The organism is Streptomyces albus subsp. albus (genome assembly GCF_000719865.1).
Classification (GTDB): domain Bacteria; phylum Actinomycetota; class Actinomycetes; order Streptomycetales; family Streptomycetaceae; genus Streptomyces; species Streptomyces albus_E.
Genome location: NZ_JOID01000005.1, coordinates 61,609 through 74,939, shown reverse-complemented (window position 1 = coordinate 74,939; position 13,331 = coordinate 61,609). Strand labels below are relative to the sequence as shown.

The window sequence follows — 13,331 nt, the reverse complement described above, 5'->3', positions numbered from 1 at the left end:
GTGATATCCGCAGGCCGTCTGGTGGGGCGTGGGAGTGCCTGCTGCACTGGGTAGGTCTACCCGGGGGAGTGGCCGTGCCGCACATGCTGACGTCCGTGAGACTTGCCGCTTCGGTCGCCTCCGTTGTCATGATCGGATGCTGGGTCAACTTCTATACGGAAAAGATTGCGCAGGGCGGCTATGTGGAGTCGGCCCTGGGGCTCGGCTGGGATAATTCATTGCTGGTCCTGGGTATCTTTTCCCTGGTTGCCGGTGAGAGCGCTACCCGAAGGTGGGCCATGTTGGAACACGACGAGTTCAGGCAGCGCTACTTGATGCTGCAACAGCGCCAACGGCGCCTGTTGGAAAGCACCTTGGAGCTGGTCTGCGAACTGATCGCCAAAACTCTCCAGGTGCGGTGCAATGCGCGGTATTTCGTGGCCGAGGAGGACGGGGAAGGGCGCTATTACATCAGGCAGGACCGTGATCTCGCCGTGCTGAACATCAGCATGCCGCGCGAATTCGGTTTCACGCGGATCCATGTGGACACGCCACACATCGTCAGCGGGCGGGCCTTCCGGGAGAGGGTGCCGCTGTTCCAGGAACTCCCGGCCGCCCACAGCGAACTGTACGACCCCGAGGTCGGCCGTATGATCGAGCCCGCGCAACGCTGGGTGCTCGCCTGCCCGGTGCTGCGCCTGGACGCGGTCACGGGCAGCCATGCCCCAGACGCGCCACCGCACGGCGTCATCGTCTTCTACGGCACCGAGGTGCCCGGAGGGCCGGACGGCGGGGACCGCGTCCGCACGAGCCTCGACTACGCCCAGCGCTTCGCCGAGCAGATGTCCCACATGCTCAACATGCTGGAGCTCTCCACGGAAACGGAGCCGGCCGGTGCCCCCGTGGTATGAGGACTTACCGGCGTCCGTCTGCGTCCGGCTGACCCGGCGCTGCAATGCCGCGTGTTCGTTCTGCCAGGCCCCGCCGACGAGCCGGGCGGAGCTCCCTGCCGCCGATATCGGACGGATGGCGCGGTTCTTCGCACGGCAGGGGGTCCGTTCGATGAAGCTGTCCGGCGGGGAACCCACCGTGCGCGAGGATCTGCCCGAGATCGTCACCCTGATCGCCGCCGCGGGGCTGAAGCCGGTCGTCATCACCAACGGCATCACCCTCTCCGGGGAATTACTCGAAGCCTGTGCCGCCGCCGGCGGGGAGTTCAAGTTCAGCGTCCACCGGCCCTCTTCCGACAACGATCTCGTCCTGCGGAGGCGCTCCTTCGGCGAGGTGCGGAGGAATATGGCGCTCGTCGGCGGCCGCGGCACACGGCTGTCGGTCAACTCGGTGATAACGCCGGGATCGCTGTCCCTGATGCCGGAACTGGTCGAGTTCAGCCGGGAAGCCGGTGCCGGGAAGATCAGTTTCATCCCCGTCGTGTCCCGGGGCCGGGCCCGCCGCAGGAATGAATTCTGCTTCTCTCCCGCCGAACTGGATGCGGTCATCGGGCGTACGGCGGAACTCGCGGACCAATACCACGGCCGCATCACGGTCCGCTGTATAGATTTCCGCAGTCACGCCTACTGGATCGTGGAGAACGACGGCTCCCTGTGGGCCGAGACAGCGAGCGAAGAAGCCGACCGGAAAATCTGCGGGCGGGAAGAACTGCTGATGCTGGACGACACTGTCGCCGAAAGGGGCCTCTGATGGGCACAGCCGGTCATGACCGGTTCGAAGCGGTCATGCGGAAATGCGTGAGCCTGGGCAGGGAGGCGGCCGCATCCGGGAACTACGGGCTGGGTGCCATGGTGGTCAGGGAGGGCGCCGTCCTGGGAGCGTCGGGCAGCGGGCTCGTCGAGGGAACGGACCCGACGGCGCATCCGGAGATCGTGGCCATCAGGACGGCCGCGGAACGGGCCGGCTCGCGGTATCTCCCCGGCGCCTACCTGGTCACGACGCTTGAACCCTGTCCCATGTGCACCGCCGCCGCCATCTGGGCGAAGATGGGGGGAATCGTCTACGGAGCCGCTCAGCCGGACGCGCTGCGCTGGGCGGCCGAGCACCCCGACCCGACCTTCACCTGGCGTCAGATCACGATGCGCGCGAAAGACGTCGTGCGGGCCGGCCGGCCGCTGATCGAGTTGCACGAAGGGGTGTGCCGCGAGGACTGCCTGGCCCTCTTCCCCCTCACGGGTTTCCGCTCCCGGAAGCCAGGGCCGGACGGCCGGCAGGCTGAGGGGGGTGGCCGGCCCGCGGCGGTGGCGAGAGCGCGGTAGCGGCCGGTCACGGCTTGGTGCAGCGGCCGCGGGAGCCGCCGTCCGGGGTGGGGAGGCACAGCAGGTCCCGGTCCTTCTCCTCATGGCTCAGGTAGCGGCCCACGCACTCGTTCTCGGTGGTCCGGCCGTGTTCCGCGCAGAACGCGAGGGCCGCCTCACCGTCGGCGAACGGGCCCGGGACGTAGATCACCCAGTAGCCGGGCCGCAGCGAGGCGAAGTCGCTGCTGTGCAGCAGCAGTGCCTCCGGGATCTCCTCGCGCAGCTCCGCCAGTTGCCGCCGCGGGGCGGGCTCTCCGGCCACCACCGCCTCGGAGAAGAGCTGGGCGATCCAGGTGCCGGGACGCGGGTCCGTCGCGGACGGGGCGGTCCGCGACGGTGACGACGCCGAGGTCCCCGGCGGCGACGCGGACGCCCCGGTGCTCCCGCTCGGCGGGGTGGTGGACGCCGGCGGGGAGGACGGGGACTTCTCCGGCGGTGTGCCGGAGGCGGTGGCCGTGGACGCGCTCGTGGTGCGCGTGGGGGGCGGAGGGGGCCTGCCGCCGTCGGCGGTCAGGGCCCAGTAGACGCCGGCCGCCGCGAGCCCGGCTCCGGCGACCGCGGCGGCGGCCAGCCCCGCCACCGTACGGCGGCCCCGGCGGCCGGGGGCGGGCTGCGCGGGACCGGCCGCGGCCACGGTGGGGCGGGCGTCCTCCGGCCCGGCAGGGGGCGGGGTGCCCGGCAGCGTCGGGGACGGGGAACCGGGCGGAGGCGGAGGCGGCGGGGGCGGGGGCGCGCCGCTGTCGCGGGCGGCGGCCAGCAGCCGGTCGAGCCGCGCCGCGTCCGGCCGGGCGGCGGGGTCCCGTACGAGCAGCTCCGCGAGCACGGGGGCGAGCCGGCCCGCGCGCCGCGGGGGCGGCACCGGCTCGTCGAGCACGGCGGCGAGGGTGGCCACGGCCGTGGCGCGGCGCACCGGGTTGACGCCCTCCACGGCGACGTACAGCAGCATGCCGAGCGACCAGAGGTCCGAGGCCGGGAGGTCGTCGCGGCCCCGGAGGCGCTCGGGGGCGATGTACTCGGGAGAGCCGATCACGTCGCCGACGGCGGTGAGGGACACGGAGCCCCGCAGCGCGGCGATGCCGAAGTCGGTGAGCACCGCGCCGCCGTCGGGCCGCAGCAGGACGTTGGCCGGTTTGACGTCGCGGTGGTGGATGCCCGCGGCGTGCGCGGCGGACAGGGCGGAGAGGAGTTCACGGCCGATGCGGGCGGCTTCGGGAGGCGGCAGCGGGCCGCCGGCGTCGAGCCGGTCCTGGAGGGTGCCGCCGGACAGCAGTTCCATGACGAGCCAGGGATACGGGCCCTCGTCGTCCACGATGTGATGGATCGTCACCACGTGGGGGTGGCTGAGCCGGGCCAGCGCCCGGGCCTCCCGCCACACCCGTTCCCGGAGCACGCGCACGGCCTCCGGACCGGCGCCGGCCGCCGCCGGATCCGGGGGCCGCACCTCCTTGAGGGCGACCTCCCGCCGCAGAGCCCGGTCCCGCGCCCGCCACACCGCGCCCATACCGCCGCTGCCGAGCCGTTCCAGCAGCTCGAAGCGGCCGCCGATGATGTCTCCGGACTCGCTCAACTCGCCGTCCCCCAGCCGCCGTACCGCTGCCGTCCATGCCAGGTGCAGCAGCAGGGTATCCAGCCCGCCGCCTCCCGGGGGCCCGCCGCGGGAGGGAGAACGGGGCCGGGAGGGAGCGGTACGCGCCGCCGCCCGCCCGCCGCGGCCGGGACCGCGGCGGGCGGGATGGGTGACGCGGGTGGCGGCCACCGACGGCCGGGGCCGGCGGCCGGAGCGGGTGACGGGTCAGCGGACCGGCTGGTCCACCCGCTCCAGCTTCTGCGCGCCGGAGTGGGTCCGGTAGGAGCGCAGCCATTCCGTGCCGGCGGCGCGGTCGGTCTTCTCGGTGATGGCGTAGTAGTCCATCTGCGCCCGCTCGGCGGTGACGTCCAGGACGCCGTAGCCGTGCGAGTCCATGTCCACCCACTTCACATGGCGGTTGGCGGCGCGCACGGCGGCCGTCGCGACCAGGGAGGCGGTCTGCGGCGGCACGTTGAGGATGTCGTCGATGTTGTCCGAGGTCACCGAGGTCACCACGAACTCCGTGGCGGCGGTGGCCGAGAGCGGGTAGGTGGCGGCCTTGACGGGGACGTCGTTGGCCCAGGCGGTGTGGATGTCACCGGTGAGGAAGACGGTGTTCTCGATGCCCGACTCCCGCAGATGGGTGAGGAGTTCGCGCCGGTCGTCGGTGTAGCCGTCCCACTGGTCGACGTTGACGGCCAGGCCCTCGCGGGGCAGACCGAGCAGTTCGGCGAGCGGGCCCAGCAGATGCGCGGGGACGGAGCCGAAGGCCACCGGGGAGATCATCACCGAGGTGCCGACCAGCTTCCAGGAGGCGTCGGAGGAGGCCAGTCCGCTCTTCAGCCAGTCGAGCTGCTTGCGGCCGGTGATGGTGCGGTCCGGGTCGTCCACGTCGCCGTTGCCGATGGAGGTCTGCTGCGAGCGGAACGAGCGCAGGTCGAGCAGGTGGAGGTCGGCGAGCCGGCCGAAGCGCAGCCGGCGGTAGGTGGTGCCGGCGATCGAGGGGCGCACCGGCATCCACTCGAAGTACGCCTGCTTGGCGGCGGCCACGCGCGCCGCCCAGTCGCCCTCGGTGCCGGGCGTGTGGTTCTCGGCGCCGCCGGACCAGGCGTCGTTGGCCACCTCGTGGTCGTCCCAGATGGCGATGACCGGGTGGGTGGCGTGCAGGTTCCGCAGGTCCTCGTCGGTCTTGTAGTTGCCGTGCCGGGCGCGGTAGTCGGCGAGGGTGAGGATCTCGTGAGCGGGGACGTGCGAGCGGATCACGCCGTCCGCGCCGGGGAAGCCGCCGCTGCCGTACTCGTAGATGTAGTCGCCGAGGTGGAGCACCGCGTCGAGGTCGGTGCGGGCGGCGAGGTGCCGGTAGGCGGAGAACCAGCCGGCCTCCCAGTCGGCGCAGGAGACGACGCCGAAGCGGACGGCGGGGGCGGTGGCGTCGTGCGCGGCGGTGGTGCGGGTGCGGCCGGTGGGGGAGACGGTGCCGCCGGCGGTGAAGCGGTAGAAGTACTGGGTGGCCGGGCGCAGTCCGCGGACGTCCGCCTTCACGGTGTGGTCGGACGCGGCGGTGGCGGTCGCGGTGCCGCGGGCGACGACGGAGGCGAACGAACGGTCCTCGGCGACCTCCCAGCCGACCGGGGTGTCCGGCCCCTTGCCGGAGCCGGGTACGGCGTCGGCGGTCGGCGTGACCCGGGTCCACAGCAGGACACCGTCGGGGAGCGGGTCGCCGGAGGCGACGCCGTGCAGGAACGCGGGGGCGTTCTCGGCCGCCACGGCACGCTGGGCGCCGGTGAGCGGGATCATCGCGGCGCCCGCTCCGGCGGCCGCGGCCATGACGACCGTGCGGCGGGAGTGGCGTGCGGGGCGGGGGGCGGTCTCGGTCTTCGTAAGGTCCGTCACGGGCCGACAGATTACTGCCGGGTACGGCGAACGGGCAGACGTACGACGGAAGTTCGTCTGCCCGTTGCCGTTCCGGCGGTGATTATTCCGCTGTGAGGGCCTTGTCGATGGCGGCCTTGAACTGATCCGGGGCCATCGGGGTGTTCTCGGTGCCCTCGACGACGAGCTTCTCGCCGTTCATCTTGAGGGTCGGGGTGCCCTGGACGTTGCTCTTGTCGAACTTCTTGGCCATCTCCTGGGCCCACTTGTCGAAGGTGCCGTCCTTGACGTCCTTCTCGAAGTCCGCGTTGCCCTTGAGCTCCTTGATCTCGCCGGCGACCTCCAGGAGGTAGTCGTCGTCGGCGAACTTGTCCTCGGACTCCTCCGGGTGGTTCTTCTGCGAGTACAGCGCGTGCTTGTAGTCCATGAACGCCTGCGGGCTGACGTCCAGGGCCGCGCCCAGGGCGCTCAGGGAGTTCTTCGAACCCGAGCCCTGGGCCATGTTGTCGATGAAGGTGGCCATGACGAACTCGGCCTTGTACTTGCCCTCCTCGACGTCCTGGATCAGGATCTCGCCGGCGCCCTGCTCGAAGGCGGCACAGGCCGGGCAGCGCATGTCCTCGTAGACCTGGAGGGTCTTCTTCGCGTCCTTCTCGCCGATGATCACATCGGTGCCCTTGGCGCCGGAGGTGTTGGCGGGCTTCACGAACTTCTTGTCCTTGGCGGCGTCGTTCCACTCTTTCGAGCTCACCGTGCCGCTGCCGCCGCCGTCACCCATCTGGCTGACGGCGAAGCCGATGCCGGCCGCGATCGCCAGGACACCCACGATCGAGCCGCCGACGACGAGCTGGCGGCGGAGCTTGTCCTTCTTCGCCTGCCGCTCACGCTCCTCGCGCAGCCGCTCGCGGGCGTTTCTCTTGGCTTCCTGGCTGTTGCGCTTGCTCATGGTGATTCCCTGCTCCGTGGTCTCGGGGGTCGCGGATCGCTGTGCCGGGACGGAGCCCGGCGGCTGTCGGGACTGTCAGCGGACAGCCGCGACGGCGGGCGGTCCGCGCCGTACGACGGAGTACACCAGCATGGGGAGCCGGCCCGCAGCCACGGGGTGCCGCGGACCGTGTGGCGCGCGGCGCGGCGCGGGACCCGCGGGGACGAGCGCGGCGACGGCGAGGAGCAGCGGCCGGAAGGCGAAGGCGGCCAGCGCCCGCAGCAGCCGGCCGAGGGCCGCCTCGCCGCGCCACAGCCAGACGGCGGCGGCCAGGCCGACCGCGGTGTGCGCGGCGAGCAGCAGCCAGGGGGTGGCCGGGCCGCCGGGCACCGGCAGCGCGGCGGCGCCGTCCGGGGACGCCATCCGCGCCAGCGGCGTCCCGAGGGGGCCGCCGCCGCAGAGCAGATCGACGCCCAGGGAGCGGAGCGGGCCGGCGACCGGGCCGCCGCTCTCGCCGTAACAGGCGTGCCGGCCGGTGGTGAAGACCGTGTCCGCCGCCAGCTCCAGGGGGACGAGCAGCGCCGCGATCGACCAGAAGCCGCGCTCGCGGCCGGCCAGCGCGTACGCGATCAGGAAGACGCCGGCGGCGACCGCCGCCACCGGGCCGACGGGCAGCGGCACTCCGGACAGGGCCACGTGCGCGGCCGTGGACAGCGTGAGGCAGAGCGCCGTGAACAGCGCCGCCCGCAGCGTCCTCAGCTGAGCTCCCGATACGTCCATCGCCGGAAAGTGTGCCACGGCCCCGGCTAAGCGGGACCTAAACGGAAAGCTTCCGGCCGCAGCCCCGGACCCCTGCCGGAACCCTGCCGTCCGGGCCGGACCCCGGCGGTCCCGGGCGGTCCGGAGCGGGCCGCCCCCGCCCGGTCCGGTCCGCCGGGGGACACGCCCGCGCGGCGCTTTCCCGTACCGTTCCGGCGGCTCGCGGCGCCCGCCCGGCCGGTCCCGGCGGGCGGCGGGAAACCCGTCCCGGGGAAGCCGGGAGAGGGCTCCCGGGTGCCCTCCGGCCACGCTCCCCGGGCATAGACTTCGGTGCTGTCGCCGCACGCGTTTCCCACGCGTCCCAGCCGTCACCGACCCGCGCCCGGAGGTCTTCCACCGTGACCAAGCCGCCCTTCACGCACCTGCACGTCCACACCCAGTACTCGCTGCTGGACGGTGCCGCGCGGCTCAAGGACATGTTCGCGGCCTGCCAGGACATGGGCATGTCGCACATCGCGATGACGGACCACGGCAACCTCCACGGCGCCTACGACTTCTACCAGCAGGCCACCAAGGCCGGGGTCACGCCGATCATCGGCATCGAGGCCTACGTCGCCCCCGAGTCGCGGCGCAACAAGCGGCGCATCACCTGGGGCCAGCCGCACCAGAAGCGGGACGACGTCTCCGGCTCCGGCGGTTACACCCACAAGACGATCTGGGCGAGCAACAGGACCGGTCTGCACAACCTCTTCCGGCTCTCCTCCGACGCCTACGCCGAGGGCTGGCTCACCAAGTGGCCCCGGATGGACAAGGAGGTCATCGCCGAGCACGCCGAGGGCCTGATCGCCTCCACCGGCTGCCCCTCCGGCGAGGTGCAGACCCGCATCCGGCTCGGCCACTTCGACGAGGCGCTCAAGGCCGCCGCCGACTACCAGGAGATCTTCGGCAAGGACCGCTACTTCCTGGAGCTGATGGACCACGGTCTGGAGCTGGAGAAGCGGGTCCGCGACGACCTCCTGCGGATCGGGAAGAAGCTCGGCATCCCGCCGCTCGTCACCAACGACTCGCACTACACCCACGCGGGCGAGGCCGACGCGCACGACGCCCTGCTGTGCATCCAGACCGGCAAGAACCTCTCCGACCCCGACCGCTTCCGGTTCGGCGGCACCGGCTACTACCTCAAGTCGACCGAGGAGATGTACGCCATCGACTCCTCGGACGCCTGGCAGGAGGGATGCGCCAACACCCTGCTGGTCGCCGAGCAGATCGACACCGACGGCTGGTTCGAGAAGCGCGACCTGATGCCCCGCTTCGAGGTCCCCGAGGGCTACACCGAGGTGACCTGGTTCCGCGAGGAGGTCAAGCGGGGCATGGAGCGCCGCTACCCGGGCGGCGTCCCCGACGACCGGCAGCGGCAGGCCGAGTACGAGATGGACGTCATCATCCAGATGGGGTTCCCCGGCTACTTCCTCGTCGTCGCCGACTTCATCATGTGGGCCAAGAACAACGGCATCGCCGTCGGCCCCGGCCGCGGTTCGGCGGCCGGCTCGATCGTCGCCTACGCCATGGGGATCACCGACCTCGACCCCATCGAACACGGCCTGATTTTCGAGCGGTTCCTCAACCCCGAGCGCGTCTCCATGCCCGATGTCGACATCGACTTCGACGAGCGTCGGCGCGGTGAGGTCATCCGGTACGTCACGGAGAAGTACGGCGCCGACAAGGTCTGCATGATCGGCACCTACGGCACCATCAAGGCCAAGAACGCCATCAAGGACTCCGCCCGGGTGCTCGGTTACCCGTACGCCATGGGCGACCGGCTCACCAAGGCCATGCCCGCCGACGTCCTCGGCAAGGGCATCCCGCTCTCCGGCATCACCGACCCCTCGCACCCCCGGTACAGCGAGGCCGGCGAGATCCGCGCGATGTACGAGAACGAGCCCGACGTCAAGAAGGTCATCGACACCGCGCGCGGCGTCGAGGGCCTGGTGCGGCAGATGGGCGTGCACGCGGCCGGCGTCATCATGTCCAGCGAGAAGATCACCGACCATGTCCCGGTCTGGGTCCGGCACACCGACGGCGTCACCATCACGCAGTGGGACTACCCCACCTGTGAGTCGCTCGGCCTGCTCAAGATGGACTTCCTGGGCCTGCGCAACCTCACGATCATGGACGACGCCGTCAAGCTCGTGAAGGCCAACAAGGGCATCGACATCACCCTGCTCGACCTCTCGCTGGACGACCCCAAGACCTTCGAGTTGCTCCAGCGCGGCGACACCCTCGGCGTCTTCCAGTTCGACGGCGGCCCCATGCGCTCCCTGCTGCGCATGATGAAGCCGGACAACTTCGAGGACATCTCCGCCGTCTCGGCCCTCTACCGGCCCGGCCCGATGGGCATGAACAGCCACATCAACTACGCGCTGCGGAAGAACGGCCAGCAGGAGATCACCCCGATCCACCCGGAGCTGGAGGAGCCTCTCAAGGAGGTCCTCGACATCACCTACGGCCTCATCGTGTACCAGGAGCAGGTGCAGAAGGCCGCCCAGGTGCTCGCCGGGTACTCGCTCGGCCAGGCCGACCTGCTGCGCCGCGCGATGGGCAAGAAGAAGAAGGAAGTCCTCGACGCGGAGTTCGTCAACTTCCAGAAGGGCGCCCGCGACAAGGGCTTCTCCGACGAGGCCATCCAGGCCGTGTGGGACGTCCTGGTGCCCTTCGCCGGCTACGCCTTCAACAAGGCGCACTCCTCCGCGTACGGCCTGGTCTCCTACTGGACCGCCTACCTCAAGGCCAACTACCCGGCCGAGTACATGGCGGCGCTGCTCACCTCGGTGCGCGACGACAAGGACAAGTCGGCGATCTACCTCAACGAGTGCCGCAGGATGGGCATCAAGGTCCTCCCGCCGGACGTCAATGAGTCCGACGCCAACTTCACCCCGCGCGGTGACAGCACGATCGTCTTCGGATTGACCGCCGTCCGCAACGTCGGGCAGAACGTCGTGGACTCGATCGTGCGCTGCCGCAAGTCCAAGGGGAAGTACGCCTCCTTCCCGGACTTCCTGGACAAGGTGGAGGCGGTGGTCTGCAACAAGCGGACCGTCGAGTCCCTGATCAAGGCCGGCGCCTTCGACGAGCTGGGCCACACCCGCAAGGGCCTGACGGCGCACTACGAGTCGATGATCGACAACGTGGTGCAGGTCAAGCGGAAGGAGGCCGAAGGGCAGTTCGACCTCTTCGGCGGCATGGGGGAGGACGAGGGCGACGACACCCCGGGCTTCGGCCTCGACGTCGAGTTCTCCGATATCGAGTGGGACAAGGCCTATCTCCTCGCCCAGGAGCGGGAGATGCTCGGCCTCTACGTCTCCGACCACCCGCTCTTCGGCATCGAGCACGTCCTCAGCGAGAAGGCCGACGCGGCGATCTCCGCGCTGACCGGCGGGGACTACCCCGACGGCACCATCGTCACCATCGGCGGCATCATCTCCAGCCTCCAGCGGAAGATGACCAAGCAGGGCAACGCCTGGGCCATCGCCACCGTCGAGGACCTGGCGGGCTCCCTCGACTGCATGTTCTTCCCCGCCACCTACCAGCTGGTGTCCACCCAGCTCGTCGAGGACGCCGTGGTCTTCGTCAAGGGCCGGCTCGACAAGCGGGAGGACGTGCCCCGGCTGGTCGCGATGGAGCTGATGGTCCCCGACCTCTCGGAGGCCTCCGCCAACGCGCCCGTGACGATCACCATCCCGACGGTGCGGGTGACTCCGCCGCTGGTGGAGAAGCTCGGTGAGGTGCTCACCCACCACCGGGGCGCCACCGAGGTCCGGATCAAGCTCCAGGGCGCGCGCAAGACCACCGTGCTGCGCCTCGACCGGCACCGGGTCACCGCCGACCCCGCCCTGTTCGGGGATCTCAAGGTGCTGCTCGGGCCGTCCTGCCTGGCCGGCTGAGGCCCGGGGCTCCCGCCGTACGGCGGGCCGCCGGGGCCGTACGAACGCGGGGGCGCGCCCGGGAGACCGGGCGCGCCCCTTGTGCGCCGGGTGGCGCCGTCAGTTGTGCCCGAAGCGCCGCTGGTGCTTCTTCGAACCGCCCCGGGAAGGCTCCGGGGACTCCGCTCTCTGCCGCTCCTGGGCTTCCATGGAACCGGCCTTGCCCTGCTCCTCGCCGGCCCCGGCGGCGGAGCGGGCCTGCTGCTTGCGGTCCCGGTTCTTGTTCTTCGCCATGGTGGTGCCTCCTCCCGGCGCTCCGGACCGGCGGCCCGGCAGGGGACGGGAGCGCCGTCGCCCTCACTGTGACATGCCCTGACAAAGGCCGCATGTCGGGCAATTACCGTCCGTGAGTGGTGAGATCACGGCACGGCGGCGCCGAAGCGCCACGCCGGTGATCCAGTTCGGCAGATAACCCCCGGGCGGTCGGGCAGACTCGGGGGGAAACCCGACAGCACACCGTTCCGGGGGGCGGCGAATCAGGAAAGAGGGTGGACCGTGGAGCGCTGCGTCGTTCTGGTGGACGCCGGTTACCTGCTGGGGGCCGCCGCGAGTCTGCTCGCCGGGGAGCCCGCCCGGTCCCGTATCACCGTGGACCACGCCGCCCTCATCCAGGCCCTGCGGGAGCGCGCCGAGGCGGACACGGAGCGGCAGTTGCTCCGCATCTACTGGTTCGACGGCGCCCCCGACCGCGTACCCCAGCCCGAGCACCGGCGGTTGCGCGTCATGCCGCGGGTCACCGTCCGGCTGGGCGCGCTGACCCGGAGCGACGGCCGCTGGGCGCAGAAGGGCGTCGACGCGGCGATGCACGCCGAACTCACCGAACTCGCCCGCAACCGCGCCTGCTCCGACATCGTGCTCGTCACGGGCGACGGCGATCTGCTGCCCGGGCTGATGTCCGCCAAGGAGCACGGCGTCGCCGTCCACCTCTGGGCGGTGCAGGCGGCCGACGGTGACTACAACCAGTCCGAGGACCTCGTCGCGGAGGCCGACGAACGACGGGTCCTGGACCGCAGCTGGATCACCCGGGCCGTCCGCGCCCGGGACGCCGTCACCGCCTGCCCGCCGCGGCCCGAGTCGCAGCCGGAGATCGCGGCGATCCTCTCCGCCCCGCTGCCCGAGTCCGACGGCGACCGGCCCCGCGAGAGCCGGGTGGCGGCCCCGCGCAACGGCTCCCCGGCCGCGCCGGACAGCTCCGCCCCGGCCCCCGCCCCCGGCGTTCCCGGCGCGGCCCCGGACGGCACGCAGGACGGCGCCGCCGGCGGGCGGGACGGGCGGGCCGCCGGGAACACCGGCCCGGCGGACGGCTCCGCGGACGGGGCGGCGGACGGCGCGGCCAGAGGCGTACCGACCCCCAAGGACCTGGCCGGTCTCGGCCGCGGGCCGGCCGCCCCCGCCGGGCCGCCCCCGCCGGTCCCCGCCGCGACCCTGCGCTGGTCCTCCGACCGCGGCTGGATCGACCGCGGCGGCGGCCCCGCCGACCCCCCGGAGAGCGCGGCGCTGCCCACCCTCGCCCAGCTCACCAGCGCCGAGCAGCGCTGGGCCGACCGGGAGGAGGACATCACGGCCGTCAGCGGCGACCCCTTCGAGGTCGGCCAGGTCTTCGCCCGCCGCTGGAAGGACCGGCTGCCCTCCCCGGCCCCGCTGCGGCAGCTCACCGCCGAGTACCCGCGCATCCCGCACCGCATCGACGGCGAACTGCTGCGGTACGCGGCCCGGTTCGGGCTGCTGGCGCACAAGGACGACCAGATCGACGAGCGCGACCGCTACGCGATCCGCGCCGGTTTCTGGCGCGAGGCCGGCGCCCCGGCCGCGTCCCCGGCCGCCGCCGAGCCCTCCCCGGCCACCGACTGAGACGGGCGGGCGCGTAGTCTCGTTCACCGTGAGCACGGGCACAGCACAGGCGGAACACGGCGCCGGCGGCGCGGCGGCGGCCGCCCCGC

Annotated in this window: 10 protein-coding genes; 5 read left to right on the top strand and 5 right to left on the bottom strand. The window is 71.8% G+C overall.

Annotated elements, in window-relative coordinates; genetic code table 11:
- Positions 1–74 precede the first annotated feature (74 nt).
- From IF83_RS33625 to IF83_RS31045, 3 genes are read left to right on the top strand one after another with little or no spacing between them, the layout of a single operon-like run.
- On the top strand, positions 75–890 hold the full coding sequence (locus IF83_RS33625) for a hypothetical protein (RefSeq protein ID WP_030542967.1): 816 nt from the start codon (positions 75–77) through the stop codon (positions 888–890).
- Complete coding sequence (locus IF83_RS0105935; protein WP_158711003.1) at positions 874–1,680, top strand: radical SAM protein; 807 nt, start codon at positions 874–876, stop codon at positions 1,678–1,680. The genes IF83_RS33625 and IF83_RS0105935 overlap by 17 nt, the downstream gene beginning before the upstream one ends.
- A complete protein-coding gene (locus tag IF83_RS31045; protein ID WP_078843205.1) occupies positions 1,680–2,249 on the top strand; it encodes a nucleoside deaminase in 570 nt (189 codons plus the stop codon). The genes IF83_RS0105935 and IF83_RS31045 overlap by 1 nt, the downstream gene beginning before the upstream one ends.
- Before the next feature lie 7 nt (positions 2,250–2,256).
- Here IF83_RS31045 and IF83_RS0105925 read toward each other — a convergent pair whose 3' ends face one another.
- The 4 genes from IF83_RS0105925 to IF83_RS0105910 form a co-directional block, all read right to left on the bottom strand.
- On the bottom strand, positions 2,257–3,855 hold the full coding sequence (locus IF83_RS0105925; RefSeq protein WP_078843204.1) for a serine/threonine-protein kinase: 1,599 nt from the start codon (positions 3,853–3,855) through the stop codon (positions 2,257–2,259).
- A 225-nt stretch (positions 3,856–4,080) separates the two neighbouring features.
- Positions 4,081–5,682 carry an alkaline phosphatase D family protein gene (locus tag IF83_RS0105920; RefSeq protein WP_051722489.1) on the bottom strand — a complete coding sequence of 534 codons (1,602 nt, stop codon included), beginning with the start codon at positions 5,680–5,682 and terminating at the stop codon, positions 4,081–4,083.
- 148 nt (positions 5,683–5,830) lie between these two features.
- Positions 5,831–6,673: a thioredoxin domain-containing protein gene (locus IF83_RS0105915; protein WP_030542963.1), complete on the bottom strand. Its 843-nt coding sequence runs from the start codon at positions 6,671–6,673 to the stop codon at positions 5,831–5,833.
- A 75-nt stretch (positions 6,674–6,748) separates the two neighbouring features.
- Entirely contained in the window at positions 6,749–7,432 is a 684-nt protein-coding gene (locus tag IF83_RS0105910) for a hypothetical protein (protein ID WP_030542962.1), read from the bottom strand.
- Positions 7,433–7,809: 377 nt separating this feature from the next.
- Between IF83_RS0105910 and dnaE the strand changes: the two genes are divergently transcribed.
- On the top strand, positions 7,810–11,352 hold the full coding sequence (dnaE, locus tag IF83_RS0105905; protein WP_030542961.1) for a DNA polymerase III subunit alpha: 3,543 nt from the start codon (positions 7,810–7,812) through the stop codon (positions 11,350–11,352).
- 99 nt (positions 11,353–11,451) lie between these two features.
- Here the strand turns inward: dnaE and IF83_RS34025 are convergent, their stop codons facing one another.
- Positions 11,452–11,625 (bottom strand): hypothetical protein, encoded by a 174-nt coding sequence (locus tag IF83_RS34025; RefSeq protein ID WP_167343573.1) that lies wholly within the window; start codon positions 11,623–11,625, stop codon positions 11,452–11,454.
- Positions 11,626–11,886: 261 nt separating this feature from the next.
- On the opposite strand from IF83_RS34025, the gene IF83_RS0105895 reads away from it, so the two are divergent.
- Positions 11,887–13,242, top strand: coding sequence for an NYN domain-containing protein (locus tag IF83_RS0105895; RefSeq protein ID WP_030542960.1), 1,356 nt, complete (start codon positions 11,887–11,889; stop codon positions 13,240–13,242).
- Positions 13,243–13,331 lie beyond the last annotated feature (89 nt).